Raw genomic sequence first — 26,296 nt, forward strand, 5'->3', positions numbered from 1 at the left:
TTGGGTAAGTCGTCGGGCCATGGTCGTGGATGACTCCGTGATCGCCGCGACCAAGCTGCGCGTGGCCCTCGAATCCCTTGGACACAGGGTGGTGGGCAGCACCGACAATGGCACCGATGCCCTGTCATTGTACCGCGACCTGCGTCCCGATTTCGTGACCATGGACATCGTCATGCCCGACATGGACGGGGTGCAGGCGACCCGCCAGATCCTCGGCGAATTCCCCGACGCTGTGGTGATCATGGTGACGTCCATAGGGCAGGAAAAAATGGTTATGGACGCCCTCAAGGCCGGGGCGGTAGGTTACATCCTGAAGCCGATCAAGGCCGATTCGATTAGTTCGACCCTTGAGAAACTCGCTGGGCGATTCGAAAATTGATGATTTATGTCGATTACACGGAGTCATCAATTGACCCCTGGGACTCCTGGATGGCGGCCCAGGATGCCATTCCTTTTCCCGTTTATGTGGTCGATTCGGCGACAATGAAGCTTCTTGCGGTCAACACCGCCATGCGCAAGCGGTCCGGCGCGGCGGTGGGTGAATCGTGCCACACGCAAATCTATGGGCAGGAGCGCCCCTGCATCCATTGCCCGCTTGGCGAAATGGTGGCCAACCAGGGCAAGAACCGCCGCAAGATCGTGTTCGAGCTCTTCAACGAGGCCGATGACCGCTGGTACCAGATGGAAGAGACCCTGATTCCCTGGCACGACGGGACCGTAGCCAAATACTCCATCGCCGTGGACATCACCACTCTCAAGGAGACCCAGAACGCCCTTGTGGAAGCCCATGCGGAACTGGCCCTGAAGAGCCGTGAGCTTGAGCGTCTCGTCGTCACCGACCAGCTCACCGGCTTGAGCAACCGCCGCCGCCTGGAGGAAACCTTGATGGCCGAGGTCGAACGGGCGGACCGCTACGACAAAACATTTTCTGTCATCATCTGCGACGTCGACCGCTTCAAGGACGTCAACGATCTTTATGGACATGTGGTCGGAGACACCGTTCTGACCGAGATCGCCCATCTGCTGCGGGAGCACGTGCGCCACCTGGACGCCGTGGGACGGTGGGGCGGAGAGGAATTCCTCATCATCTGCCCGGAGACCACGCTGGACGGCGCCGTGAGCCTGGCCGAGAAGCTGCGCAAGACCGTCGCCGAACACCAGTTTTCGGTCGCCGGCGCAAAAACCCTCTCGTTCGGAGCAGCCGCATTCCAGCCCGGAGACACGGCTACCGAACTCGTCCGTCGGGCCGATCACGCGCTCTATCGCGCCAAGGAAAAGGGCCGCAATCGGGTCGAAGCGTGATGCCGCCCGACGAAAAGGCCATCCTTTTCGTCGGCCGATCTTACCCGCCCCTAAAACGCCTGACCCAGGCTGATGTAGATCTGAAACAGGTCGTCCTCGTCGCGGGGGTTGAGCGGCACGCCGATATCGACGCGGATCGGGCCGAAATCGGTGTGGTAGCGCCCGCCCAGGCCGGCGGCCCATCGGATCTCCTCGTCGCCGGGGTCGGGCCAGGGGCCGTCGCTGACCAGTCCGGCGTCCAGGAACGGCACGATGCCGATGGAGTCGGTGACCTTGATGCGTGCCTCGACGCCGAAGTCGAGCGCCGAGCGCCCGCCGAGCGGATCGCCGTCGTCATCCAGCGGTCCCACCATCTGGTGCCCATACCCCCGCACCGAACCGCCGCCGCCCGCATACAGGCGCGTGGTGGCCGGCACGTCCTCAAGCGCGGCCCCCACCAGCGTCGCCACGCGCGCCCGCCCGGCCAGCACCAGCCGGTCGCTCTCCAGCGGCGCCCAATAGGCCGAGCCGCCCAGGCTGGTGACGACGAACCCCAGCGCCAAGTCGCCCGCCTGCCCGGCGTAGGGGGTCAGTTCAAGCGTCAGCCGGCTGCCCCGGGTCGGGTTGAGTGGATCGTCGGTGTCGTCGCGCGACACGCCCATTGGCAGAGCCAGCAACAGACTGCGCTCCGGCCCCTCCTCGTCCTCAAGGTCCGCGTACTCCACTTGCACGCCGGCCGAGGCGCGCCAGGTGTCGTTCAGGCGCCGGTCCAGGCCGAGCCCGGCCGTGGCCTCCAGGCCCTGGTAGGCATCCCTATCCGAGCGTTCGACCGACGCCGACAGCGTCAGGGACTGGTCCTCATGCAGAAAGCGCGGCTTGTCCAGCGACGCGCTCAACGCCTGGGCGGTGAGGGAGGCGTCCAGGTCGGCGCGGAAGTGCTCGGCGCGGCCGAACATGTTGCGGTGTTCCCAGAACAGGCGCACACCCGGCCCCTCGTCGGTGGCATAGCGCAACCCGCCGCCGATGGACCGTGGCGGAGCTTCGCTCACCGACACCAGGACCGGCAGACGGCCGTCCGCGTCCGGCTGGTCGGCCGGACGGACGGTCACGGAGTCGAACAGGCGCGTGCCCTGAACGCGGGTACGGAAGGTATCGAGCTGATCGCGGTTGAAGGTCTCGCCCGGGCGCCACGGGATCTCGGCATCAAGGTAGGCGGCTTCGACCCGCTCCAGGCCCTCGTAGCGCACCGCGCCGAAGGTGGCCGGCGGTCCCGCCGCCACCACGATCCGCACGGCCATGTGCCGGCGGGCGTGGTTGACCGCGGTGCGGCGGGAGGCTACCTCGGCGAACGGCCGGCCGCGCGCGCGCAGGTGCTCGATCAGATCGCGTTCCGCCGTCAGCACCGCGTCGGCGCGGGCCTGGTCGCCCTCGTTAAGGCCGACCACCGCGAGGCTTTCGGGCAGGTCGCCGGTGCCCGGGGCGTCGCCCTCGTAGGTCACACGCGTGGCGCCAATGGTATAAGCCGGACCGGGCGTGACGGTGATGGTCACCCGCGCCGGCGTGCCACCCTCGATCTCGCCCGAGACCGAGCCGCCATAGTGCCCCTCTGCGTTCAGCACGCGGCGGAACGCCTCGACGTCCGACTCCAGGCGCCGGCGCAGCCCCGGACGCGTCGCCGGTGGGGAGTCGGCCAGATCCTTCAGGGTTGAAACCGCGTCCAATCTGTCGGCAAGGTCGTCTGGCGCGTTGTCCTGGTCGGTCACCCGAATGGAGACCTCGTAGCCGACGCGCGGGCCGTTCGTGGCTGCGTCCGGGGCCTCCTCGGCGGCGGCGGCCGGGTCCGGGCCGGGCGCAAGTGTCCCCGCCGCCAGAAGAATGGCGGCCAGGGCGACACGAAGTCGGCGGCCGGAACGCGGGGCAGACACGTCGAGACATCCTTCGCTGAGGGGCCGCCGCCAAGAGTGGCGCCACCGGTGGACGTTCAGTCTATAACCTCCGATAGCGTGGTCAAATGGACCAGAACACTTGCCGGCGGGGTCCGGGGCATACTACACCCAACCGCTGGACCCGGACGCGCCTCCCCCCCTGCCGAGCTCCGCGCCTGACTGGTCCCGGACGCATCCTGAACCAAGAGGAGCACGCGGCGCGATGACCCAGGCCTGGACCTATGTCGATGGCGAGTGGCTGGACGGCAACCCCCCGATTCTCGGACCGTTGACCCATGCCACCTGGTTGTCGTCGATCGTCTTCGACGGCGCGCGCGCCTTCGAGGGCGTGGCTCCCGATCTCGACCAGCATTGCCAGCGCTGCGTGGACTCGGCCATCCGCATGGGGATGCGCCCGACCCTGGACGCCGCCGAGATCGAGCGCCTGACCTGGGAGGGCATCAAGCGCTTCCCCGACGGCGCCGAGCTGTATATCCGCCCGCTGTTCTACTGCGCCGAGGGGTGGGTCTCGCCGGACCCTGACACCACCCGGTTCATGCTCACCTTGTACGACATGCCGATGAAGGAGCCGGGCGGGTTCACCGCCTGCCTGTCCAGCTACCGCCGGCCGGCGCCGGACCAGGCGCCGGTGGACTGCAAGGCGTCGTGCCTCTATCCGCAGGCCGGGCGGGCGCTGCGCGAGGCCGCCGCGCGCGGCTATGACAACGGCGTGCTGTGCGACCCTTGGGGCAACGTGGCCGAATTCGCCACGGCCAACCTGTTCATGGCCAAGGACGGCGTGGTCAGCACGCCGGCCGTCAGCGGCACGTTCCTGAACGGGGTGACGCGCCAGCGCGTGCTGAAGCTGTTGCGGCTGGACGGTCACGTGGTGCTGGAGCGCGAGATTGATCCCGAGGAACTGCTGGACGCGGACGAGATTTTCTCCACCGGCAACCATCAGAAGGTCATGCCGGTGCGCCGCTTCGAGGAGCGGGAGTTGATCTACGGCCCGTTCGCCCGCCGTGCCCGCGAGCTGTACTGGGATTACGCCCACGGCAGACTGCCCGACGGGTTCAAGATGTAGCCGCAAGGGGCGGCTGGGGCGTTCGCCGTCGCCTTGCCGCTTGGCGAACCGGGCGCGGTTTGCCACCATGGTCCGGCCCGACCCGGAGCCACGCGAGGCCCTCCCGCCATGCCGCCCTTCTCCTTCTTTCCTGGACGCGCCTCCGGCGGACGTCCGGACCATGACACGGCCGCGTCGCAGCCGCCCGATCCCGACACCCTGGCGGCGCTGGAACGCCACCGCCACGACGACGACCGCCACACCATCTCCCACTTCAGCCGGCTGCTCAGCCGCCACGGCACGTCGCACGCGTCGCTGGAGTGGAATAGCCGCGAGAGCCAGGAACGCCGCTTCGAGGCGTTGGTGGAGATCGGCGTGCGCGCGGGCGACAGCCTGCTCGACGTCGGCTGCGGCACCGGCGACCTGCTGGCCTGGCTGGAACGCCGGCACCTGGAGGTGACCTACACCGGCACGGACCTGACGCCGATGATGGTCGAGCACGCGCGCGGGCGCTTTCCCGAGCACGTGTTCGTGCAGGGCTGCCTTCTGGACGGGCTCGCGTTGCCAACGCCGCAGGTCGACTGGGTTCTGGCCAGCGGCATTTTCGCCCACCGGCGCGACCGGCCCGACGCCTATATGCGCGACATGATCGCCGCCATGCTGCCGCTGGCGCGCAAGGGCGTGGCGGTCAACTCGCTGAGCCTGAAGGCGCCCGACAACCGCCGCTGGCGCCTGTACCACGCCGATCCGGACGCCATGATCGCCTGGGCCACGGACCAGGTCCCGCACGCGGTGCTGCGCGAGGACTACGACCCCAACGACTTCACGCTGTACCTCTACACCGACCCCGCGATCGCCCGGGCCACGCCATGGCGACCCTGAGCGCGGCGGCGCGGGCGGCGCTGGCGGATCTGACCTACACCGGCGCGCCGCTGGACCGGGCCGAAGCCCTGCGCGGGGACGCCGCCGCGCTGGCCCGGTTGCGGGCCAATCCCGCCAGCCGGGTGGTGTTGCTGTGGCGCAACCGCGTTCTGGTGTGGGAGGCGGACGGCGAGGACGGCCCGCGTGCCGGCGTGGCCGGCGGCGACTGGCGGCCGGACGATCCGGCGTTGACCCCGGAGGAAGAGGTGTTCCTGGGTCTCGACCCGGCCGGCGCCGCCTGGTTCGGCGTCCAACTCCCACCCGACGCCGAGGCGGACGAGGACACCGGTCCGGACACCGGTCTGGGTGGGCGCTTCGTGCCGTTGCGCACCGTCGGACCGGCGCTGCCGGCGGCCGAGGCGGCCCTTCTGGCACAGGCGCTGGGGGTGCTGGCGTGGCACCGTCGGCACCGCTTTTGCGCCGCCTGCGGGTCGCCGTCGCGACCGATTGAGGGTGGCTGGCGCCGGCGGTGCGAGTCCGAGGCCTGCGGCGCCAGCCACTTCCCGCGCACCGATGCGGCGGTGATCATGCTTGTGCACCACGGTCGGGGCGACGCCGCGCGGTGCCTGCTGGGGCGCGGCGCCCGCCTGCCGCCGGGCATGATCTCGACCCTGGCCGGCTTCCTCGAACCGGGCGAGAGCCTGGAGGAGGCGGTGCGCCGCGAGGTGGGCGAGGAAACCGGCGTGCGCGTCGGCCGCGTGGCCTATGCGGCCTCGCAGCCGTGGCCGTTTCCCTCGTCTCTGATGATCGGTTTCCATGCCGAGGCCGACACGACCGACCTGATCCTGGACCCGCGCGAGTTGGAGCACGCGGTGTGGTTCAGCCGCGCCGAGGTGGCGGCGATGACCGAACCCGGCGCCGGCCGATCGGGCGACACCTGGCGCCTGCCGCGCGGCGACTCCATCGCCCGGCGGCTGATCCTGGGGTGGCTGGCGGGGGATCCGTTCGAGGCCGACGCCGGATAAACGCGGCGGGCGGCGTCCCGCGCGCCCTGCGCTACCCCGTCGCGCGTTCGTCGAGGTAGGCCAGGGCGTCGGCCACGGCGACCCCGGCCGCGCGCACGCTTTCGGCGCCTTGCGGGTCAAAAGCATCGAGGATGGCCATGGTGTCCGGATCCGGATTGGGGAACACCCGCACCAGCACGGCGACCGATCCGGTGTCCCGCCGGCCGACGCGGTACAGCCGTACGTGCGGGGTGGAGCGTGCCAGGATCGCCAGCAAGGACAGGAACGTCTCGGGATCCTCGCAGAACGCCGAAGGGTGGATGATGGTGCCGTCGCCCTCCGGCCCCTCGCTGGCATAGCGGATGGCGTTGGCGTCCAGGCCGGCCGTCTCGGCGGCGCGGGTGAGATCGGCGAACGGTCCGGTGAGCTCCCAGTGCGGGGCGTGCCGCCCGGGGACCACGGCCTCGAAGTTCAGGTCGTCGGCGTCGTCCCCCGGTTCGAAGCGGAACGACGGGCCCGGATCGTCGCCCCGCGGGCCCGCGTCGCCAGCCGACGAGTCGGCGTCCGCCTGGGTGTGCGCGGTCGTAACGCCGTGGTGCCGCATCAGCCGGGCCAGCGCTTCCCGGGCCACGGGGTCGGCCTCCCGCAGGGCGTCGGCCAGCGCCCGCCACTCGCGGTCTGTCAGGGGTTCGGGAGGTGGGGGCATCATGGTGTCCCGAATGGCCTCGGACTGCGTGTCTCGGGGCTCACAATGCCGCCCCGGCGGACCGGCAACAAGCCCCTGGAGCGCACCGACCGAGCGGGGGCTTGTCACGGTAGACGCACGGGGTACATAAGGCGGGACGGCATAACGCTACGCCAGCCAATCATCAGGGAGACCCGTCCATGCCCGAGCTTCGTTCCCGCACCAGCACGCATGGCCGCACCATGGCCGGCGCGCGCGGCCTGTGGCGCGCCACGGGCATGACCGACGCCGATTTCGGCAAGCCGATCATCGCCGTCGCCAACTCCTTCACTCAGTTCGTGCCCGGGCACGTGCACTTGAAGGACATGGGCCAGATGGTCGCCCGCGAGATCGAGGCCGCCGGCGGTGTCGCCAAGGAGTTCAACACCATCGCCATCGACGACGGCATCGCCATGGGGCATGGCGGAATGCTGTACAGCCTGCCGTCGCGCGAGCTGATCGCCGACGCGGTGGAATACATGGTCAACGGCCACTGCGCCGACGCGCTGGTGTGCATCTCCAACTGCGACAAGATCACCCCGGGCATGTTGATGGCGGCCATGCGGCTGAACATCCCCGTCGTGTTCGTCTCCGGCGGACCGATGGAGGCCGGCAAGGTGGTGGTGGACGGCCAGGAACGCGCCGTCGACCTGGTGGACGCCATGGTGCAGGCGGCCCAGGCCGACACCAGCGACGAGGTTGTGGCCGAATACGAGCGCTCGGCCTGCCCGACCTGCGGCTCGTGCTCCGGCATGTTCACCGCCAATTCCATGAACTGCCTGGCCGAGGCGCTGGGCCTGGGGCTGCCCGGCAACGGCACCCTGGTGGCCACCCACGCCCGGCGGCGCACCGTGTTCCTGGAGGCCGGCCGGCGCATCGTCGACCTGTGCCGGCGCTGGTACGACGAGGACGACGCCAGCGTCCTGCCGCGCTCCATCGCCTGCCGGGCCGCATTCGAGAACGCCATGCGCCTGGACATCGCCATGGGCGGGTCGACGAACACGGTGCTGCACCTGCTGGCGGCCGCCCAGGAGGGGGAAATCCCCTTCACCATGGCCGACATCGACCGCCTGTCGCGCTCGACCCCCAACCTGTGCAAGGTCGCGCCCTCCGTGCCCGACGTGCACGTCGAGGACGTCCACCGCGCCGGCGGCATCATGGCCATCCTGGGCGAACTGGACCGGCTGGGGCTACTCGACACCGCCGTGCCCACGGTGCATAGCGCCACCCTGGGCGAGGCGCTGGCGCACTGGGACATCCGCGTCAGCAATGACGCCGAGGTGCGCGACTTCTTCAAGGCCGCGCCGGGCGGCGTGCGCACCACCGAAGCGTTCTCGCAGAACCGCCATTTCAACGACCTGGATCTGGACCGAACCGGCGGCGTCATCCGCGAGGGCGCCCACGCCTTTTCCGCCGACGGCGGGCTGGCGGTGCTGTACGGCAACGTGGCCGAGCGCGGCTGCATCGTGAAGACCGCCGGCGTGGACGAGTCGATCCTGCGGTTCTCCGGCCCGGCCGTGATCTGCGAAAGCCAGGAGGAGGCGGTGGCCAAGATCCTGGGCGGCGAGGTCAAGGCCGGCGACGTGGTGGTGATCCGCTACGAAGGCCCCAAGGGCGGCCCCGGAATGCAGGAGATGCTGTACCCGACCAGCTATCTGAAATCGATGGGCCTGGGCAAGACCTGCGCCCTGGTCACCGACGGCCGCTTTTCCGGCGGTACGTCCGGGCTGTCGATCGGCCACGCCTCGCCCGAAGCGGCGGCCGGCGGCGGGCTGGCGCTGGTCGAGCCGGGCGACATCATCGACATCCACATCCCGGCGCGGACTATCGGCGCGCGCGTGGACGACGCCGAGTGGACGCGCCGCCGCGCGGCCATGGAGGCGCGCGGCCCCGCGGCCTGGAAGCCGATGGACCGCCGCCGCGTGGTTTCGCCGGCTCTGCGCGCCTATGCCGCGCTGACCACCAGCGCCGACATGGGCGCGGTGCGCGACGTGACCCAGGTCGAACCGGGCGCCGCCGCCGCGACTCCCGCCGCGCCGGCGCCTGCGAGCGAAAGGGTGTGATACGGTAGGCCCAAGTCTGCGGCTGTATTGGCCCGCGTCGGCTGGATCGCCGTCAAAGAGGAGCGCTTCATGTCGAAGCAGCCGAAACGTTGGGTGCGGGTCAAGGCCTTGACCAAAGAGGAAAAGGCGGAGATAGCCGCCGTGTGCGGGCGCTTCATAACTGATGTTCTGAAGCCACGCTTCCTCCCCGAGGTCCACCCCACCGCATTCAATTACCCCGTCGACATCCTCGGCAAGTGGCGGGGCCGCCAGTACAGCTTTATCACCCGTTACCGCTCGGGCTTTCCGGAAACCTTGGGACAGGAGTTCAACGCACCGTTCGCGCGGCTCGATCACGATGAAGAACACATCGCCGAACCCCGCTTTGACGTCATGTGGCACCGGCACACCGGAGAGTGGCGCTGCCTCCACAGCTCGGTCACCCTGGAGGAAGCCCTCCGCCTGATCGAGGACGACGACCTGTTGCACCCGGTCTTGTAGGGGATCGCACCGACGGCCCCCGGACCGCGCTCAAACGCCCTGTCCCTTGAACGCCGCCCGGACGATCGGCCGTGCCCAGGCGGGCACGGCCTTCAGGGCTGCGCCGTCGCGGCCGTCGGGGACGATGACCTCGCCCCGGCGGACGTCGAGGACCAGCACCGGATCCGGACTCTCCTCGCCCAACGCGACGATCGTGCTGTTGTCGAAAACCTGAAGGGCGGCAAGAGACGGCAGCAGGTCGATCAGATTGATGATGGAACGCGTCCATCGGGCGTGGATCGTCTGTTCGGGAATGGGATGCCCGCCCCACCCCATGACCCTTTCGTGACACCCGACCTTGCCAGCGGCGGCCGAACCTGATATCAACCCGATTATTCAATCCTCATGGCTGGGTCATGAATGATCCAGTAGCGTCAACGCTGGGGTGGGCTGCGGCCCCCCTTTTTTTGTTGCCGGACGCGGGCCGTCGGGCCGCCACGGCGACGGGATGGGACGGGACCGATCGTGACCAGGCTGATGGGCGAACAGGGGCCGCTGGCGGCGCTCGTGACCCCGACGCTGGAGGACATGGGCTTCGAGCTGGTGCGCATCCTGCTGATGGGCAAGCAGCGCAAGATCCTCCAGGTCATGGCCGATCGCGCCGACGGCGCGCCGATGACCGTCGAGGACTGCGAGGCGGTCAGCCGGGCGCTCTCGGCGGTGCTGGACGTGGATGATCCGATCCACGGCGCCTACGACCTGGAGGTCAGTTCGCCCGGCGTTGACCGGCCCCTGACCCGGCGGTCGGACTTCGAGCGCTTCGCCGGATTGGAGGCGCGCCTGGAGGCGGACGTGGCCATCGACGGCCGGCGCCGTGTGAAGGGGCGGCTCAAGGGCATCACCGAAGACGACGAGGTCATCGTCGCCGTCGCCGAGCCCGGGCCGGACGGGGCGGAGGAATGGCGGGTGCCCCTGGGCGCCCTGACACGGGCCAAGCTGGTGATGACGGACGAGTTGATCCGTCACGTCATGCGGGCGGACAAGGCGGCCCGCAAGGGCAGGGACAGTCAGGACTGAGTGAGAGTGATGGAGATGGACCGCATGGCCGGCATGACCCGGCCGGAGCTGGTGCAGGTGGCCGACACGGTGTCCCGCGACAAGGGGATCGACCGTGAGGAGGTCTTCGTGGCCATGGAGCAGGCGATCCAGAAGGCCGGGCGCTCCAAGTACGGGCACGAGCACGACATTCAGGCGCTGATCGACCGGCGGACGGGCGAGATCAAGCTGGAACGCCATCTGCACGTCGTCGACGAGATTGAGGACGAGGCCACCCAGGTCACCGTCGCCCGGGCGCGCCGCAAGAAGCCGGACGCCGAGGTCGGCGACGTGATCATCGACCCGCTGCCGCCCATCGACTTCGGCCGCATCGCCGCGCAGACCGCCAAGCAGGTGATCGTCCAGCGCGTGCGCGACGCCGAGCGCGAGCGCCAGTACGAGGAGTACAAGGACCGCGTCGGCGAGGTCGTCAACGGCCTCGTCAAGCGGGTCGAGTTCGGCAACGTCATCGTCGATCTGGGCCGGGCCGAAGCGCTGCTGCGCCGCGACGAACTGATCCCGCGCGAGCATTTCAAGACCGGTGACCGGGCGCGCGCCTATATCCATGACGTGCGCCAGGAACCGCGCGGCCCGCAGATCTTTCTCTCGCGCACGCGGCCCGAGTTCATGGCCAAGCTGTTTGCCCAGGAGGTGCCGGAGATCTACGACGGGATCATCGAGATCCGGGCCGTCGCGCGTGATCCCGGTTCGCGCGCCAAGATCGCGGTGATCTCTAACGACTCGGGCATCGACCCGGTCGGCGCCTGCGTCGGAATGCGCGGCTCGCGCGTGCAGGCGGTGGTGGCCGAGCTTCAGGGCGAAAAGATCGATATCATTCAGTGGACGGACGATCCGGCCAGCTTCGTCGTCAACGGTCTCGCGCCGGCCGAGGTGACCAAGGTGGTGCTGGACGAGGAATCCAACCGCATCGAGGTGGTGGTGCCCGACGAACAGCTGTCGCTGGCCATCGGCCGGCGTGGCCAGAACGTCCGCCTGGCCTCGCAGCTGTCCGGCTGGGACATCGACATCATGACCGAGGCGGAGGAGTCGGAGCGCCGCCAGGAGGAGTTCCGCACCCGCTCGCAGGCGTTCATCGACGCCCTGGATGTGGACGACGTCATCGCCCACCTGCTGGTCACCGAGGGCTTCACAACGGTCGAGGAGGTGGCCTTTGTGGAGGACGCCGAACTGGCCTCGATCGAGGGGTTCGACGAGGACATCGCCGCCGAACTGAAGGACCGCGCGCAGGGCTTCCTGGAGGAACGCGAGCGGGCCGCCGACGAACGCCGGCGCGACCTTGGCGTCGACGACGACATGACCTATGTGCACGGTCTGTCGGCGACCATGCTGGTGGCGCTGGGCGAGGCCGGGGTCAAGACGCTGGACGATCTGGCCGACCTGGCCAGCGACGAATTGCGCGAGATCGTCGGTGAGGACAATCTCGACGAGGAGACGGCCAACACCATCATCATGGCCTCGCGCGCGCACTGGTTCGAGGACGAGGACCAAGCCGCTGCCGCTGCCGCTGCCGCCACCGACGACGAAGACGGCGACGGCGATGGCGCGACCGAACCGGAACCGGCCGGCGATGAGACCGCCGCCGATCCGGCCGGGCCGGCGGGCTGAGGGCATGACCGATGGCCGCCGGCGGGGCACATAGCCTGGCAGGGGTTCTGGAACCCGAGGACGACGACGCGATGCCTCCGGGAACGCGCCGCTGCATCGTGACGCGCGACTGCCGGCCCCAGGCCGAGCTGGTGCGGTTCGTTCTCGATCCGCAAGGCCAGGTGGTGCCCGACGTCGACCGGCGGCTGCCCGGGCGCGGTTTCTGGTTGAGCCCGGCCCGCGATGTGTTAGAGATGGCGGCGCGAAAGAACCTGTTCGCGCGTGCCGCACGACGGTCGGTCACGGTGCCGGCCGATCTGGCCGACCGGGTGGATCATCTGCTCGCGCGGCGGTGCCTCGATACGCTGGGCTTGGCCCGGCGCGCGGGGCAGGCAGTGACCGGGTTCGAGAAGGTGCGCGATCGTCTGCGCGCGGCGGCCAAGGGGGATGTGCCGGCCGTGCTGGTGACGGCGCGTGATGGGGGATCGGACGGACGGGGCAAGATCTCGGCGCTGGCGGCGGCGGTCTGCGGGCCAAGAACGCCTCCCTTGGTCGTCGGGTTCGATGCCGAGGAACTGGGGCGCCCCCTGGGGCGCGATCGAGCCGTGCATGTCGCCGTGGATCGGGGACGGTTGGCGGGGATCTTCCTGGAGAGCAGTGCCCTTCTGGCCGGGTTCCGACCCGGCCCGATGATCCTGGGGGTGGCGGACGTTCTGGAGGCGTCGCGTCGCGGCCCGCCGGACGCGACGGATCCCGACGCGCCGGCACGGGACCAGGACAGGCCGGACCCCTGCGAGACGTAATAGAGATGCCGGGGGCACGGGCTCCCGGAACCGTGGTTGGGTATGGAGCGAAGCTGAGTCGAATGGCGGACGAGAAAGAACGGAAGGCGCCCCTGTCGCTGTCCTCGCGTGGCAAGCTGGAACTGAAGCGCCCGCTGGAAAGCGGACAGGTCCGTCAGAATTTTTCGCACGGACGCTCCAAGGTGGTGCAGGTCGAGGTGCGCAAGAAGCGCCACGTCCAGGCCGCCGAGGCCGAAGCCGCGCGGCGCGGACGCGGCGGCGCCGGTGACGCGCGCCTGCGTGACGCGAGCGACGCACTGCCGGGCGACCTGACCAACGAGGAAAAGGCTCACCGCCTGCGCGCGCTCCAGCACGCCCAGCAGCGCGCCGAGGAAGAGGCGCGGCGCAAGGTCGAGGAAGAGGCGCGGCGCAAGGCCGAAGAGGAAGAGGCGCGGCGCAAGGCCGAAGAGGAAGAGGCTCGGCGCAAGGCCGAAGAGGAAGAGGCGCGCCGCAAGGCCGAGGAGGAAGAGGCCCAGCGCCAAAGCGAGGCCGGGCCGCAGGCCGACGCGGCCGACGCGCCCGATGCCGGTGCCCCGTCCTCGGTGGCGGATGAGGCGGCGGGCGAGGCGGCCTCGGCGCAGGAGCCGGCCAAGCCGGCGGCACAATCCCCGGACGCCAAGCCCGGCGACAAGCAGGACGAGGGCGCTGCCCGTCCCGCGACGGCCAAGGCGCCCGGCAAGCCGTCGCGCAAGGCGGCGGACGACGATGACGACGCGCCCGCCGCGCGCCGTGGCCCGGCCACCGCGACTCCGGCCAAGGCCCCGGCCAAGACGCCGTCCACGAAGCGCGCCGAGCCCAAGCGGCGCGGCAAGCTGACCATCTCCGCCGCCCTGGATGGGGACGACCGCTCGGAACGCGGCCGCTCAATGGCCGCCATGCGCCGCGCGCAGCAGAAGGAACGGCGCAAGCAGCAGTCCGGCGGCCCGCAGGAGCGGGTGGTGCGCGAGGTCACCGTGCCGGAGACCATCACCGTCCAGGAACTGGCCAACCGCATGGCCGAACGCGGCGGCAATGTCATCAAGTCGTTGATGAAGCTGGGCGTGATGGCCACCATCAACCAGGTGATTGATGCCGACACGGCCGAACTGGTGGTCGAGGACTTCGGCCACAAGATCAAGCGTGTCTCGGACGCCGACGTCGAGATTGGCCTGGTCGCCGGCCCCGATACCGAATCCCAGATGGTCACGCGGCCGCCGGTGGTGACCGTGATGGGCCACGTCGACCACGGAAAGACCTCGCTGCTCGACGCCATGCGGGAGGCCGATGTCGTCTCCGGCGAGGCCGGCGGCATCACGCAGCACATCGGCGCCTATCAGGTGCAGTTGGCCTCGGGCGAGCGCATCACCTTCATCGACACGCCGGGCCACGCCGCGTTTACCGCCATGCGCGCGCGCGGTGCCGAGGTGACCGACATCGTCGTTCTGGTGGTGGCCGCCAACGACGGCATCATGCCGCAAACCATCGAGGCCATCCGCCACGCCCAGGCCGCCAAGGTGCCCATGGTCGTGGCCATCAACAAGATCGACCTGCCCGAGGCCGACCCCAACCGGGTGCGCACCGAACTGCTGCAGCACGACGTGGTGGTCGAGGAAATGGGCGGCGACGTCCAGACCGTCGAGGTTTCGGCCAAGAAGCGGATGAACCTGGAAAAGCTGGAAGAGGCCATCCTGCTGCAGGCCGAACTGCTCGACCTGAAGGCCAATCCGGACCGCGTCGCCGAGGGCGCGGTGGTCGAGGCCAAGATGGAACGCGGGCGCGGCTCGGTGGCCACCGTGCTGGTGCAGCGCGGCACCCTGCGCGTCGGCGACACGTTCGTCTGCGGCAAGGAGTGGGGCCGCGTGCGCGCCCTGGTCAACGAGCGCGACGAGCGCCTGGAGGAGGCCGGCCCCGCCGTGCCCGTGGAGGTGCTCGGCTTCAACGGCACGCCCGAGGCCGGCGACGACTTCATCGTCGTCGAGGACGAGACCAAGGCGCGCGAGGTCGCCGGGTATCGCCAACGCAAGGAGCGCGAGAGCCAGTTCGTCAAGTCGGCGCGCGGCTCCATGGAGCAGATGTTCGAGCGCATCCAGACCGGCGAGGCCAAGGAACTGCCCGTGGTCATCAAGGGCGACGTGCAGGGCTCGGTCGAGGCGCTCATCGGCACCCTGGAGAAGATGGGCACCGACGAGGTCAAGCCGCGCGTTCTTCACGCGGCCGTCGGCGGCATCAACGAAAGCGACATCACGCTGGCCAAGGCGTCGGACGCGCTGGTCATCGGCTTTAATGTTCGCGCCAACCCACAGGCGCGCGAGATGGCCCGCCGCGACGGCGTCGAGATCCGGTACTACAGCATCATCTACAACGTCGCCGACGACGTGCGGGCGCTGCTGACCGGGATGCTGGAGCCGACCTACAAGGAAAGCCTGCTAGGCTACGCCGAGATCCGCGATGTCTTCAACATCACCAAGGTCGGCAAGGTGGCCGGCTGCATGGTGACCGAGGGCATGGTCAAGCGCGGCGCCAAGGTGCGCCTGCTGCGCGACGACGTGGTCATCCACGAGGGCAGCCTGGGTCAGCTCAAGCGCTTCAAGGACGATGTCCGCGAGGTGCGCGAGGGCTACGAGTGCGGCATGTCGTTCGAAAACTACAACGACATCCAGGTGGGCGACTTCATCGAGTGCTTTGAACTGGAAGAGGTGGCGGCGGCGCTGTAGCGCCGAATCGCTCGAATTCGGAACCACAGTGGTGGGGCCGATTTCGAACATGACTCCGCCCAAAATATTTGTCTTAGGGCAGATTCACGTGACTCTGCCCTAGGCACGCCGCGCAGCAGTTCTCATTTTGGCCGCGCGGCTTCCGAAATGAACTGCCGGGAGCTCCAGGCGCGGGCCTGACACCCTCCCCTGGATAGGGGAGGGCTGGGGTGGGAACCAGAGGACAGAAGTCAGAAGTCAGAAGCCCGCCGGCGGAACGCCATTCCATGCGGAGTGCTTCTGTCCTCTGACCTCTGTCTTCCGACATCTGGTTCCCCCCTCCCGACCTCCCCCCGGAGGGGGCTATCATATTCACACTTCTTTCCGCCGAAGCGGCGGCACCTCGCTCGTGAGATGACGTGACTCGTCATTGCGAACCCTCGTCGCAAGACGAGGGTGAAGCAATCCAGGGCGAAAAACGCAAGTATCTGCCCTGGATTGCCCCATTTCTTTAATTTGGGCTTCGCTCCTCGCAATGACAAACGGAAACAAAGTTGTGTGAATCAGTTAGCCCGTAGGGGGAGGAGAACAGGCCGGCACCGGCCGCAACCGCTGTTCTCCCTCCATCCTGAGAGTCTGTCCGGAAAGCCCTTATGGGTACCACGGACGGTGCTCGTTCTGGGGACCGGCACCCCACATATTGTGGCCTTCGAGACTTTCCGGACGGGCTCTGAGAATTGCTGCACGCCGCGATACGCCCTGGCGTTTTGATTCAGGATCATGCGATTCTACCGAATCGCATCCGGAACACCGGCTTATTCGGGCCGACATTTGGCTTGATACCGTCCGACGAATGAGCCGACTTCATTCGTCGGACGGCCGGTGCGCCTCTGGCATCGCTTCGCGATGCCAGCTTTTACCAAAACGGGGCCGGTGCCCACGGCGCCGCTTCGCGGCGCCGACAAAGTTTGGCCGCCCTTTGGGCGGCCGGGGCCGCGGAGCCGCAGTGCCCCGAAGGGGCGCTGCGGCGAAAAAACAAAGACTCGGCGTCACCGGCGCCCCGAAGCGACCAGCCTGACAAGTCAATCCAATCGTCGGGCGGTATTATTCACTTGGCTCCGGCAAACTCAATATGCTGTGCTAGAGATCTGTCCCAGGGGGCCAGACCGCGCCTCTGCCGGAGCCAAATGAATAAACCTTCCTGTGCAGCCTCCGGACCATGCGGAATGGCGCTCTTATTACTGAAGCCATGTTGTCCCGATTTATAAAAGACCCTCACGCAACAGGCAATTCATCTTCTTGAATCTTAGCGCCATTTGCGAAGTTCGAGACATCGACCTCCAATACATCTGCCTTGGCGGAGGAATAGGAATCGTTGCCTGCCTCTCGGATCAAGATGCTGTATTTACTTGGCTTTTTAGAAAGTGATTGTGGAATGCGCCTGTATTTCTTAACAAAATCATACAGGCGGTAATCCCATTCGTTCGCGTCTCTGAATTGATCTGTCTCCTCACACTCAAGTATATATTTGGCGCTCGTCCGGTTTATGCGCTCCGATATCACATTGGGGCAACAGTTTGTCTTTAAGATGTCGGATATGATCGACGGAATATCTTGCTCAACACCAAAGGCGTGGAATCGATCCAGAAGGTTCTGACAGGCACGCTCAAAAACATCCTGGCCAATCGACTGTTCCGGCAGGATGCCGCCAAGTTGCTTTGTCATGACGTTGCAGTTTTCCACCTGTGCCAAAAAGGCATCAAACTCAGCCTTGCTCGCCTGTTCCGAGGCCCGCATCTTTTTGTAGAAATAATTTGATTGGGCGCGGGACCAAGGCTCCCTCAAAACGGTAACCAGCCTAAAGCTCTGAGTGAATTTTCTATGAACCCCAAAGGGCAAGTGTGACGCCAAAAAAATGCACTTCTGCGAAACGCAGCCATCAGCCCTTTGCAGAATGCTCCTGTCGTCAACGCGATCACACAAAATACTGCTTAGAAGTTGGCGCGACTCAGCGGAGCACAGCTTCTTCAAAGCTTCAAAACCCCATCCAACGGACCACCTTATGGTCATGCCGCCGGACTTTGGGATGTGGTAGTAGAAATAGGGGACAATTGAGAATTCACGCGCCTCCCCCCCCTCAAAATAATCGAGCGCCATGTTTCCCTCGCCGTCTTCATTCGTTCTCGGATCAAACCCATCGAGACCGCCGCTTCCAAATCCCTGAATCTAACAACACGTGACGCTAATCAGACGTTAACGCGTGAAGCCGACTGATTGAGGCGGGAGCTGGTTCCCATGCCCGGGGGGTGTCGCTCGTGACATCTTTTAGCACGATGGGGGAGCATCGACGGTTTCAGGGTCCATTTCGGACTCATCGTGCGGTGCCGGTTTCGAACGCTTTGGCTCCTACGCCTTCACCCCCGCACCGGCGCGTTTGGGGGCGTCGGGATCCAGCGGCCAGCGCGGGCGCGGCTTGAAATCGAGCGGATCGGTCAGCCCCAGGCGCAGCCGTTCCAGGCCCGCCCAGGCGACCATGGCGGCGTTGTCGGTACACAGCCCCGGCGGCGGCGCGACGAACCGCCAGCCCCGGCCCGCGCACAGGGCGGTCAGCGCCGCCCGCAGCGTTTCGTTGGCAGCGACTCCGCCGGCCACCACCAGCGTCGGCGGCGCCCCCGAGTCGCCGCTTTCCTCCATCAGCGCCATGGCGCGCCGGGTCCGGTCGGCCAGCACGTCGGCCACCGCGTCCTGCACGCCCGCCGCCAGATCAGCCAGATCCCGATCCGACAGCGGCCCCGGCGGCAGTGTCTCCAGTACCTGCCGCGTCGCCGTCTTCAGGCCCGAGAACGAAAAGTCGCAGCCCGGCCGGCCGACCATGGGCCTGGGCAGCGCGAAGCGCGCCGGATCGCCGCCCTTGGCCGCGCGCTCCAGCGCCGGGCCGCCGGGATGGCCCAGGCCCATCATCTTGGCCGTCTTGTCAAAGCACTCGCCGGCCGCGTCGTCGACGGTGGTGCCCAGGCGCCGGTACTGGCCCACGCCCCGCACCGCCAGAAGCTGGCAGTGTCCCCCCGAGACCAGCAGCAACAGATAGGGGAACGGCACGGCGTCCGTCAGCCGCGCGGTCAGGGCGTGCGCCTCCAGGTGGTTGACGGCCAGGAAGGGCGTGCCCGTGGCCAGCGCCAGCGCCTTGGCCGTCATGACGCCGACGATGACGCCGCCGATCAGGCCGGGACCGCCGGTGGCCGCCACGCCGTCCAGGTCCGCCAGGCGAATCCCGGCTTCCTCCACCGCCTCGGCCACCAGCCGGTCCAGGTGGTCCAGGTGCGCGCGCGCGGCGATTTCGGGAACCACCCCGCCATACGGACGATGGGCGTCGTGCTGCGACAGCAGCGTCTGGGCGCGCACGCGCCGCCCGTCGTCCACCACGGCGGCGGCCGTTTCGTCGCAACTGGTTTCGAGGCCGAGAACGATCATGGCGCCTAGAAATAGGGCTTTGCACAGCGAAGATCACCCCTTACAAACCTGGGCCCATGAGCAACACACCACTTCTCAAGATCGGAACGCGCGGCAGCCCGCTCGCGCTGGCCCAGGCCCACGCCGCCCGCGACGCGCTCGCCGCCGCCCACCCCGCGCTGTCCGAACCGGGCGCGCTGGAGATTGTCGTCATCAAGACCACGGGGGATTCGGTCCAGGACCGGCCGCTGTCGGAAATCGGCGGCAAGGGGCTGTTCACCCGCGAGATCGATGACGCCCAGCTCGCCGGCACCATCGACATCGCCGTGCACAGCATGAAGGACGTCCCCACGGTGCTGGAGGACGGCCTGACGCTGGCCTGCATCATGCCGCGCGAGGATCCGCGCGACGCCTTCATCTCCACCCGCTACAAGAGCTTCGCCGACCTGCCCGAGGGCGCGGTGATCGGCTCGGCGTCGCTGCGCCGGGGCGCCCAGATCCTCGGCCGCTATCCGCACCTGAAGGTCATCAACTTTCGCGGCAACCTGCAAACGCGCCTGCGCAAGCTGAACGAGGGCGTGGCCGATGCCACCATGCTGGCCATGGCCGGGCTCAACCGCATGGACATGGCCCATGTGGCCACCGCGCCGCTGGAGCCGGAGGAGATGCTGCCGGCCGTCGCCCAGGGCGCGGTGGGGATCACCTGCCGCGCCGACGACATCCGAACCATCGACTGGGTGCGGGCGCTGGACTGCCGCGCGTCGAGTATCCGCGTGGCGGCGGAACGCGCGTTCCTGGCCCGTTTGGACGGCTCGTGCCGGACACCCATCGCTGCCCTGGCCGAATGGATCGGGTCCGACCGCATGAGGCTGCGCGGGCTGATCGTCCGCCCCGATGGACGCGATCCCCTGGCCACCGAACGGACCTGGGACGTGGTGACCACCGCCGACGCCGAGGCCATGGGTGACGACGCGGCGAGCGAACTGGTCGAGAAGGCCGGGGACGCCCTGCCGGCCTATCGGGGCGAGGTCGCGGCGGGCGGCGGACTGTAGGACCTCTATTTCGGATTGCATCCCGCGTGGCAGGCGGGAGCCCACGCGCGGCAAGGACAAGGATGCACGGAAGGGCTGGGACGGCAATGCGCGCATTGGTCAGTCGGCCACGGGACGACGCCGAAAGAATTGCCGCGCCGCTGCGCGCGATGGGCGTGGACGTGGTCTGCGAGCCGCTTCTTGTCATCGTTCCGGTGGCCGGGCCGAACGTGGACCTGACCGGCGTTCAGGCCGTGCTGATGACCAGCGCCAACGGCGCCCGCGCCCTGGCGACGGCCGTCGAGCGACGGGACGTCCCCGTCTATGCCGTCGGCGACCAGACCGCGCGGGCCGCGCGCGAGGTGGGCTTCGTCAGCGTCACCAGCGCCGGTGGCGACGTCGAGACCCTGGCCGCCCTGGTGCGGCGGACGCTGAACCCGGCACGGGGACCACTGGTGCACGCGGCCGGCGCGGCGAGGGCCGGCGATCTGGCCGGCGCGTTGGAGGCCGACGGATTCGACGTCCGCTTGGCCCGCCTGTACGATGCTCGGCCGACTGCGGCCCTGTCCGCCGCCGTGCGGGGCGCGTTGGAGCGGGGCGAGATCGACGTCGCCTTCTTTTATTCGCCCCGCACCGCGCGCACGTTCGTTGACCACGTGCGAAAGGCGGGGCTTCAGGGCAAACTGGGTCGCATGACGGCGTATGCCCTGTCGCCTGCCGTGGCGCGCGAACTGGACCCGCTATTCCCGGGCCGCGTGCGCGTCGCCGCGCAGCCGACACAAGACGCCCTGCTGGACGTGTTTACAGCCGATGTGAAGGAGGCTCCCCTGAAACAGCCGCAAAACGCCGACAAGGGCACGCCGACCGACCGCACCGAGGACTCCACGGACGACGCGCCCACCGGGCCGCCGCCGGGCGCAACAGACGATAAGCCGGCGCCGGCCGCGCCGGACAGCGCCGACGCGGCCAGCCAGGGGCCTTGGTCCAAGGATCGGCAGGACACCGCCACCGACGGGCCGGAGAGCACGGACGCCGCCGCGCAACCGGGGGCCGAGGACGAGTCGCGCACGGACGCCGCCGACGGTTCCGACGCCTCCGAGTCCGCGCACGACGACACGACTGACAAAAACCTCGACGACGGCGAGGGCATCTATGGTGGGTCCGCCGGCAATGCCTCGGCGCACCGCGAGAGCCCCCGGGGCCCCACAGAGGAGGAGCAGGCGGACCACCGCACGCTCCGCTCGCTGGTGCGGTGGACCGTGGTTCTCATTCTCCTGGTGGCCGTGGGCTTCGGCACCATGCCGTGGTGGCGCGCCTCTGTGCCGGCGCCTTTCCAGGCCTGGCTGCCGGACCTGCCGGCAGCGCCGGACCCGCCGGCGGTGGTCGAGTTGCGCGAGCGGATCGCCAGCCTCGACAGCGCCCTCGCGGACGTGCGCGCCCAGGCGGACGAAGCCGCCAAGGTCGCGGGCGAGGCGCTGGAGACGGCGCAGTCCGCGCCCGATACGGCGTCCGGCGCCGGCGCGGGCGTGGACTCCGCCGCGCTCGACGCCCTGCGTGAGCGGCTGTCCGACCTGGAAGACCGCGTCGACGGGCAGACCGTGGCCAGTGCCGGGGGCACCGATTCGGCGGCGGCCGCCGAGGCCGCGCAGGCTCTGCTGGCCGACATCGATGCGCGCCTGGCGGATCTGGAGCAGACCATCGATGGCCTGGACGCCGACTTCGGCGACCTGAGCGAGCGCGTGGCGGCTCTGGAATCGATGGTCGATGACACGGAACCCCGCAGCGTTGGCTTGGTGCTGGCCGTCGGCCAGTTGCGCGACCGTGTGGCCATCGGAAAACCGTACGGCGCGGCGCTGGACGCCGTCCGCTCCCTTGCCTCGGAAACCGACTTCGAGGACGACCTGGCGGCCCTCGCCGCCCACGCCCAGACCGGCGTTCCGACCCTTCCCGAACTGCGGTGGCGCTACGCCGAGGTCTCGAGGGTGGCGGCCCGTCGTGTCATCGTCCCCGAGGGCGAGGGCTGGTGGACGGACACCGTGTCCTCGCTCATGTCCGGCCTGACAGTGCGCCGCAAGGACGAGGTCGTCGCCGGAAGCGCGCTGTCGGCCCTGTCGGCGGCGGAGACGCACCTCGCTGAGAACGACCTGGAGACGGCGATTGACGCCTTGTCTACCCTTGAGGGCGACCCGGCCAATGCGGTCGCCGACTGGCTGGTTGATGCCCGGGCGCTGGCGTCGGTCAATGCCGCCCTTGCCAATCTGAACGCGGCCGCCCTGGAACGTGTCGGCGCGGCCCAGACGACGGAGTAACCCCATGTACGTGCTTGCCCTGATTATCATCCTGGGGGTCGCGCTGGTCGCTGGCGGCCTGTGGTTCGCGGCCAATCCCGGAACCGTGAGTGCCGACTGGTTGGGTTGGCAGATCGAAACCAACATGATGTTCGGCCTGATCGGCCTGCTGATCCTGTTCGCATTGTTTTGGGTCCTCGTGAAGCTGGTGCTCGCAATCGGCACCATGCTTGGCCTGCGCGGGGTCAAGACCCGCGGCAACCTCGTCTCGGCCGCCAAGGGCATGGGCGAGGCCTATGCGGCGTTGCGCGTCGGCCAGGGCGGTCAGGCCCGGGCGGATGCCCACCGCGCCCGTCGCGCCTATCGGAATCCGGCCAAGTGCCCCGCCACGCTGATGGAGGCCGACGGCTACGCCATGGCCGGGGACGCGGAGACCGCGCGCGGCCTGTACAACCAGCTGCTCGACAACCCCGACACCGAAGGCGCCGCCATTCGCGGGATGCTGGACCTGGCGGTGGCCGAGGGCAACGACGAGGCCATCCGCGAGTACACCGAGCGCGCCTTCTTCAAGGTGGACAACCCGGTGTGGGCCGCCCGGCCGGCGCTGGAGTTGGCCTTGCGCACCGGTCGTCTGGACGACGTCGAAAAGCCCCTGCAGGTGCTGGAGCAGTCCGGCCAGGCCAACCCCGACGAGATGCGCCGGATGCGCGCCGAGGCCTTCCTGAAGCGCGTCGAGGCGGCCGAGGCCGCCGGCAAGACCGGCGATGCCGTCACCCTGTGCCGTCAGGCGCTCGACCTGACCCCCGACTCGGCCATGGTGGTCAACAAGCTGGCCCGCCTGCTGGCCGCCGACGGCAAGGTGCGCAAGGCCGAACAGGTCATTCAGGACGCCTGGCGCCGCGCCCCGGCCGCTGTGCTGGCCAGCACCTGGCGCGACCTGGGCGGCGTCAAGGACGCCAACGCCCTGGCCAGCCGGATGCAGACCCTGGCGGCGCTCAACCCGCAGCACGCCGAAAGCCGCCTGGCGGTCGCCGAGGGCGCGGTTGAGGCCAAGCAGTGGGCGCAGGCGCGCACACAGCTGCGGCCGCTGATCACCGAGCACCCGGACCTGCGCACCTGCCTGCTGATGGCCCGCATCGAGGAAGGCGAGTCCGGCGACAGCACCAAGGCGCTGGACTGGATGCGCCGCGCCGTGGCGGCGGCCGACGGCCTGGGCGGCGTGCAGGCGCCCGGCGCGCTGACGACGGAGCAGAGCCAGGCGGCGGCCTGATCACGGAACGCAGCCTGATGACGCGGGGCGGCCCGGGGGAACCCAGGCCGCCCCGTGGCGCGCGGGCGCGGGCCTCGGCTGAGACGTGTGGGCACGATAGGCCCAAACCGGGAAGGACGGTTGGCCAGGATCTCTCCGCCGCCTTGGCCGGCGCCTCCCGCCTGAACCCCCACCCAACCTCCCCCATAAATGGGGGAGGAGTCCGGCAAGCGCCTTCCAGTAGGCTGGAGAACTGACCGCAAAAAGGGTTCCGCCCGGACTCCCTCCCCGTTTACGGCTATCGTCTTCACACTTCTTTCCGCCGCAGCGGCGGCTCTCCTCTCGGACGGCAATTTGACTCGTCATTGCGAACCCTCGGCGTAAGACGAGGGTGAAGCACTCCAGGGCGTAAAACGAAAATATTCGCCCTGGATTGCTTCGTCGCTTCGCTTCTCGCAATGACGAGAAAGAGTCAAGATGTTTGAATGCGATAGCAGTAAACGGGGACGGTTGCGTTGGGGTCTTGCGCCGGCCCGTCGGCTCGCGCGGACGCTGGCGGCGACGTGTGACGACGATCGTGGCGCCGGGAGCTAGCCAAAGACGGCGCGCACCTCTCCGGGCAGTGTTAAGGTGACCCGGTTCGCTTTCCAAGTCACGTCACCTGAACCCGGTCTCGAGCCATGGTCCGCCGTCTGCCCCCGCTGAACGCCCTTCGCGCCTTCGAGGCCGCCGCGCGCCACGGCTCGTTCGCCCACGCCGCCGACGAACTGGCCGTGACACCGACGGCGGTCAGCCATCAGGTGCGCCAGTTGGAGGACCATCTTGGCGTCGCCCTGTTCGAGCGCCTGCCGCGCGGTCTGCGCCTGACCGACCATGGCCGCACATTGGTGCCGGGGCTGACACGCGGCCTGGACGACATGGCCCGCGCCGTCGCCCGACTGCCCGGGCAACGGCTCGCCGGCGTGCTGCGGGTCTCGGTGTTGCCCTCGTTCGGCATGATGTGGCTGGCGCCGCGCCTGGTCCGGTTCCGCGAGCAGTACCCCGAGATCGATCTCGACGTGGACCTGCGCCAAGCCACCGTCCGCTTTGACGGCCGCGACTCCATGCACATTGGCATCCGCTACGGCGCCGGACACTATCCGGGACTGCACGTGCGCCGGCTGATGGACGAGACGGTCTTTCCGGTCTGCGCGCCCGCCCTGGTGACCGGGCCGAGGCCGCTGCGCGCGCCCGAGGACCTGCGGCACCATGTGCTGATCCATGACAGCACCGTGCTGGAACGCGAACGATGGCTGTTGTGGCGGCCCTGGCTGCAGTGGCTGGGCGTGCCGGACGTGGATTGCACGCGCGGCCCCCGGTTCACCGACGCGGACGTCCAGATCCAGGCGGCCGTGCACGGCCTGGGGGTGATGCTGGGGCGCTCGGCGCTGGTGTTCGACGCCCTGGAGGCCGGTCGTCTGGTGCGGCCGTTCGCCGTGTCGCGGCCGGCGGATTTCACCTACTACGCCGTCACACCGGAGGCGCTGGCGGACGACCCGGCGGTGGTCGCCTTCATGGACTGGGTGGAGGACGCGGCCAACGCGTTCGAGCACCACTTGACGCCGGATCGTAGTGAGCGGACCGAGCACGTCCCTTTGAAACAGGAGACCGCGTATGAGTCTGGAGGATGAGGCCCGGGACCGCGTGGTCGTCCTGATCAACAGTGGCGCCGGCGCGTTCGTCGGCCGGCCCGACGCGGCCCGGGAGATGGCCGACACCCTGGTCGCCGCCTTCGACCGGCTCGGCTGGCCGGCAATGTCCCATCTGGCGCGCGGCCCCGACCTCGCGGTCGCCGCCGAGACGGCCAGCCGCGCCGGCGCGCGGGCGCTGGTGGTCGCCGGGGGCGACGGCACGTTGGCCTCGGTCGCCCAGGCGCTGTGCGCGAGTCCGGTGCCGGTGCCGCCGATGGCCGTGTTTCCGGTCGGCACCGCCAATCTGCTGGCGCGCGACCTCTGTATGCCCGAGGACCCGGAGGCCGCCGTCGCCGCGCTGGTCGAGGGCGTCGTCGGCCGCATCGATGTGGGCCGGATCAACGGCCGGGTGTTTCTGAACAGTGTGATCCTGGGTCTGTTCGCCAACGTCGCGCGCCAGCGGGAACGGTTCCGCCACGCCATGACGCCGCTGCTGTGGGGGCGGCTCGTGTGGCGGCTGGTGACGGCGGTACGGCGCTGGCCGCGCTTGCGGGCCGTGCTGATGACGGAAAAGGGGGCGGTGCGGGTCAGGACCCACGCCATGGTGGTGGCCGACAACGCCTATGCCGCGCGGCCCGGGCTGTGGCTGCGCCGCGACAGCCTGGGGCACGGCGCCCTGGCCCTTTACGTCTTGCGCCACCGGTCGCTATGGCAGTGGCTGCGGCTGGTGCTGGGCCTGATGGTCGCCGGCACGTGGCAGCGCGACGCCGACCTTCTGACCGAGGACGTGCGGCGGTTGAACGTGGTGGTGCGGCGGCGCGTCATCCGCGCCACCGTAGACGGCGAGGTGGTCCTGTTGCCGCCGCGCCTGCGGTTCCGGGTGGAGCCGGCGGCGCTGTCGGTGTGGGTGCCGGCCGAGGCGGCGTCAGTCTTGGCGCGGGTCGACGGATCGGCGCTCGACCTGTTGGCGTCGCCCACCGGTGCGCCCACATACCGGGACGAGTCACCCTGAGA

The 26,296-nt window shown here is 68.8% G+C and carries 21 protein-coding genes; 16 read left to right on the forward strand and 5 right to left on the reverse strand.

Annotation, left to right across the window (positions count from 1 at the left end):
* Window positions 1-19 precede the first annotated feature (19 nt).
* Both Q0309_RS15245 and Q0309_RS15250 read left to right on the forward strand, forming a co-directional pair.
* Entirely contained in the window at window positions 20-379 is a 360-nt protein-coding gene (locus tag Q0309_RS15245) for a response regulator (RefSeq protein ID WP_299443018.1), read from the forward strand.
* Between the two features lie 50 nt (window positions 380-429).
* Entirely contained in the window at window positions 430-1,302 is an 873-nt protein-coding gene (locus Q0309_RS15250) for a GGDEF domain-containing protein (protein ID WP_299443022.1), read from the forward strand.
* A gap of 50 nt (window positions 1,303-1,352) precedes the next feature.
* On the opposite strand, the gene Q0309_RS15255 is transcribed toward Q0309_RS15250, so the two are convergent.
* On the reverse strand, window positions 1,353-3,206 hold the full coding sequence (locus Q0309_RS15255) for an autotransporter assembly complex family protein (RefSeq protein ID WP_299443025.1): 1,854 nt from the start codon (window positions 3,204-3,206) through the stop codon (window positions 1,353-1,355).
* Between the two features lie 223 nt (window positions 3,207-3,429).
* On the opposite strand from Q0309_RS15255, the gene Q0309_RS15260 reads away from it, so the two are divergent.
* The 3 genes from Q0309_RS15260 to nudC all read left to right on the forward strand — a co-directional run bounded on the left by Q0309_RS15260 (window position 3,430) and on the right by nudC (window position 6,155).
* Window positions 3,430-4,290 carry a branched-chain amino acid aminotransferase gene (locus tag Q0309_RS15260; RefSeq protein ID WP_299443028.1) on the forward strand — a complete coding sequence of 287 codons (861 nt, stop codon included), beginning with the start codon at window positions 3,430-3,432 and terminating at the stop codon, window positions 4,288-4,290.
* Window positions 4,291-4,398: 108 nt separating this feature from the next.
* Window positions 4,399-5,151, forward strand: a complete 753-nt coding sequence (locus Q0309_RS15265; RefSeq protein ID WP_299443031.1) for a class I SAM-dependent methyltransferase — start codon at window positions 4,399-4,401, stop codon at window positions 5,149-5,151.
* Window positions 5,139-6,155, forward strand: coding sequence for an NAD(+) diphosphatase (nudC, locus tag Q0309_RS15270; RefSeq protein ID WP_299443034.1), 1,017 nt, complete (start codon window positions 5,139-5,141; stop codon window positions 6,153-6,155). Before Q0309_RS15265 ends, nudC begins: the two co-directional genes overlap by 13 nt.
* Before the next feature lie 31 nt (window positions 6,156-6,186).
* Here nudC and Q0309_RS15275 read toward each other — a convergent pair whose 3' ends face one another.
* Entirely contained in the window at window positions 6,187-6,843 is a 657-nt protein-coding gene (locus Q0309_RS15275; RefSeq protein WP_299443036.1) for a hypothetical protein, read from the reverse strand.
* Window positions 6,844-7,019: 176 nt separating this feature from the next.
* On the opposite strand from Q0309_RS15275, the gene ilvD reads away from it, so the two are divergent.
* The gene (ilvD, locus tag Q0309_RS15280) at window positions 7,020-8,921 is read left to right on the forward strand and encodes a dihydroxy-acid dehydratase (protein WP_299443039.1); all 1,902 of its coding nucleotides are present in this window, start codon (window positions 7,020-7,022) and stop codon (window positions 8,919-8,921) included.
* A 69-nt stretch (window positions 8,922-8,990) separates the two neighbouring features.
* The gene (locus tag Q0309_RS15285) at window positions 8,991-9,401 is read left to right on the forward strand and encodes a hypothetical protein (RefSeq protein WP_299443042.1); all 411 of its coding nucleotides are present in this window, start codon (window positions 8,991-8,993) and stop codon (window positions 9,399-9,401) included.
* Window positions 9,402-9,431: 30 nt separating this feature from the next.
* Here the strand turns inward: Q0309_RS15285 and Q0309_RS15290 are convergent, their stop codons facing one another.
* Window positions 9,432-9,716: a hypothetical protein gene (locus tag Q0309_RS15290; protein ID WP_299443046.1), complete on the reverse strand. Its 285-nt coding sequence runs from the start codon at window positions 9,714-9,716 to the stop codon at window positions 9,432-9,434.
* 189 nt (window positions 9,717-9,905) lie between these two features.
* Here Q0309_RS15290 and rimP point away from each other — a divergent pair, with 189 nt between their 5' ends.
* The 4 genes from rimP (at window position 9,906) to infB (ending at window position 15,615) form a co-directional block, all read left to right on the forward strand.
* Complete coding sequence (gene rimP / locus Q0309_RS15295) at window positions 9,906-10,457, forward strand: ribosome maturation factor RimP (RefSeq protein ID WP_299443049.1); 552 nt, start codon at window positions 9,906-9,908, stop codon at window positions 10,455-10,457.
* 15 nt (window positions 10,458-10,472) lie between these two features.
* Window positions 10,473-12,101 carry a transcription termination factor NusA gene (nusA, locus tag Q0309_RS15300; RefSeq protein WP_299443225.1) on the forward strand — a complete coding sequence of 543 codons (1,629 nt, stop codon included), beginning with the start codon at window positions 10,473-10,475 and terminating at the stop codon, window positions 12,099-12,101.
* 71 nt (window positions 12,102-12,172) lie between these two features.
* Window positions 12,173-12,883, forward strand: coding sequence for an RNA-binding protein (locus tag Q0309_RS15305; RefSeq protein WP_299443052.1), 711 nt, complete (start codon window positions 12,173-12,175; stop codon window positions 12,881-12,883).
* 62 nt (window positions 12,884-12,945) lie between these two features.
* Window positions 12,946-15,615: a translation initiation factor IF-2 gene (gene infB, locus Q0309_RS15310; RefSeq protein ID WP_299443055.1), complete on the forward strand. Its 2,670-nt coding sequence runs from the start codon at window positions 12,946-12,948 to the stop codon at window positions 15,613-15,615.
* A 1,254-nt stretch (window positions 15,616-16,869) separates the two neighbouring features.
* Here the strand turns inward: infB and Q0309_RS15315 are convergent.
* Both Q0309_RS15315 and tsaD read right to left on the reverse strand, forming a co-directional pair.
* Complete coding sequence (locus tag Q0309_RS15315; protein ID WP_299443058.1) at window positions 16,870-17,751, reverse strand: hypothetical protein; 882 nt, start codon at window positions 17,749-17,751, stop codon at window positions 16,870-16,872.
* 249 nt (window positions 17,752-18,000) lie between these two features.
* Window positions 18,001-19,065, reverse strand: coding sequence for a tRNA (adenosine(37)-N6)-threonylcarbamoyltransferase complex transferase subunit TsaD (gene tsaD / locus Q0309_RS15320; RefSeq protein WP_299443061.1), 1,065 nt, complete (start codon window positions 19,063-19,065; stop codon window positions 18,001-18,003).
* 56 nt (window positions 19,066-19,121) lie between these two features.
* Between tsaD and hemC the strand changes: the two genes are divergently transcribed.
* The 5 genes from hemC to Q0309_RS15345 all read left to right on the forward strand — a co-directional run bounded on the left by hemC (window position 19,122) and on the right by Q0309_RS15345 (window position 26,294).
* The gene (gene hemC, locus Q0309_RS15325; protein ID WP_299443064.1) at window positions 19,122-20,096 is read left to right on the forward strand and encodes a hydroxymethylbilane synthase; all 975 of its coding nucleotides are present in this window, start codon (window positions 19,122-19,124) and stop codon (window positions 20,094-20,096) included.
* Between the two features lie 86 nt (window positions 20,097-20,182).
* Window positions 20,183-22,384 (forward strand): uroporphyrinogen-III synthase, encoded by a 2,202-nt coding sequence (locus Q0309_RS15330; RefSeq protein WP_299443067.1) that lies wholly within the window; start codon window positions 20,183-20,185, stop codon window positions 22,382-22,384.
* A gap of 4 nt (window positions 22,385-22,388) precedes the next feature.
* The gene (locus Q0309_RS15335) at window positions 22,389-23,633 is read left to right on the forward strand and encodes a heme biosynthesis HemY N-terminal domain-containing protein (RefSeq protein WP_299443070.1); all 1,245 of its coding nucleotides are present in this window, start codon (window positions 22,389-22,391) and stop codon (window positions 23,631-23,633) included.
* Window positions 23,634-24,292: 659 nt separating this feature from the next.
* Window positions 24,293-25,282, forward strand: a complete 990-nt coding sequence (gene gcvA, locus Q0309_RS15340; protein ID WP_299443073.1) for a transcriptional regulator GcvA — start codon at window positions 24,293-24,295, stop codon at window positions 25,280-25,282.
* Window positions 25,266-26,294: a diacylglycerol kinase family protein gene (locus Q0309_RS15345; RefSeq protein WP_299443076.1), complete on the forward strand. Its 1,029-nt coding sequence runs from the start codon at window positions 25,266-25,268 to the stop codon at window positions 26,292-26,294. The genes gcvA and Q0309_RS15345 overlap by 17 nt, the downstream gene beginning before the upstream one ends.
* Window positions 26,295-26,296: the final 2 nt, after the last annotated feature.

Origin of the sequence: uncultured Rhodospira sp. (assembly GCF_937138205.1) — a bacterium.
GTDB lineage: Bacteria > Pseudomonadota > Alphaproteobacteria > Rhodospirillales > Rhodospirillaceae > Rhodospira.

Excerpts from the sequence above, each read along its gene's own strand:
- Q0309_RS15245 (WP_299443018.1), top strand. The coding sequence starts at position 20 with ATGGTCGTGGATGACTCCGTGATCGCCGCGACCAAGCTGCGCGTGGCC.
- Q0309_RS15250 (WP_299443022.1), top strand. The coding sequence starts at position 430 with ATGGCGGCCCAGGATGCCATTCCTTTTCCCGTTTATGTGGTCGATTCG.
- Q0309_RS15260 (WP_299443028.1), top strand. The coding sequence starts at position 3,430 with ATGACCCAGGCCTGGACCTATGTCGATGGCGAGTGGCTGGACGGCAAC.
- Q0309_RS15265 (WP_299443031.1), top strand. The coding sequence starts at position 4,399 with ATGCCGCCCTTCTCCTTCTTTCCTGGACGCGCCTCCGGCGGACGTCCG.
- nudC (WP_299443034.1), top strand. The coding sequence starts at position 5,139 with ATGGCGACCCTGAGCGCGGCGGCGCGGGCGGCGCTGGCGGATCTGACC.
- Q0309_RS15275 (WP_299443036.1), bottom strand. The coding sequence starts at position 6,843 with ATGATGCCCCCACCTCCCGAACCCCTGACAGACCGCGAGTGGCGGGCG.
- ilvD (WP_299443039.1), top strand. The coding sequence starts at position 7,020 with ATGCCCGAGCTTCGTTCCCGCACCAGCACGCATGGCCGCACCATGGCC.
- Q0309_RS15285 (WP_299443042.1), top strand. The coding sequence starts at position 8,991 with ATGTCGAAGCAGCCGAAACGTTGGGTGCGGGTCAAGGCCTTGACCAAA.
- Q0309_RS15290 (WP_299443046.1), bottom strand. The coding sequence starts at position 9,716 with ATGGGGTGGGGCGGGCATCCCATTCCCGAACAGACGATCCACGCCCGA.
- nusA (WP_299443225.1), top strand. The coding sequence starts at position 10,473 with ATGGACCGCATGGCCGGCATGACCCGGCCGGAGCTGGTGCAGGTGGCC.
- Q0309_RS15305 (WP_299443052.1), top strand. The coding sequence starts at position 12,173 with ATGCCTCCGGGAACGCGCCGCTGCATCGTGACGCGCGACTGCCGGCCC.
- infB (WP_299443055.1), top strand. The coding sequence starts at position 12,946 with ATGGCGGACGAGAAAGAACGGAAGGCGCCCCTGTCGCTGTCCTCGCGT.
- Q0309_RS15315 (WP_299443058.1), bottom strand. The coding sequence starts at position 17,751 with ATGGCGCTCGATTATTTTGAGGGGGGGGAGGCGCGTGAATTCTCAATT.
- tsaD (WP_299443061.1), bottom strand. The coding sequence starts at position 19,065 with ATGATCGTTCTCGGCCTCGAAACCAGTTGCGACGAAACGGCCGCCGCC.
- hemC (WP_299443064.1), top strand. The coding sequence starts at position 19,122 with ATGAGCAACACACCACTTCTCAAGATCGGAACGCGCGGCAGCCCGCTC.
- Q0309_RS15330 (WP_299443067.1), top strand. The coding sequence starts at position 20,183 with ATGCGCGCATTGGTCAGTCGGCCACGGGACGACGCCGAAAGAATTGCC.
- Q0309_RS15335 (WP_299443070.1), top strand. The coding sequence starts at position 22,389 with ATGTACGTGCTTGCCCTGATTATCATCCTGGGGGTCGCGCTGGTCGCT.
- gcvA (WP_299443073.1), top strand. The coding sequence starts at position 24,293 with ATGGTCCGCCGTCTGCCCCCGCTGAACGCCCTTCGCGCCTTCGAGGCC.
- Q0309_RS15345 (WP_299443076.1), top strand. The coding sequence starts at position 25,266 with ATGAGTCTGGAGGATGAGGCCCGGGACCGCGTGGTCGTCCTGATCAAC.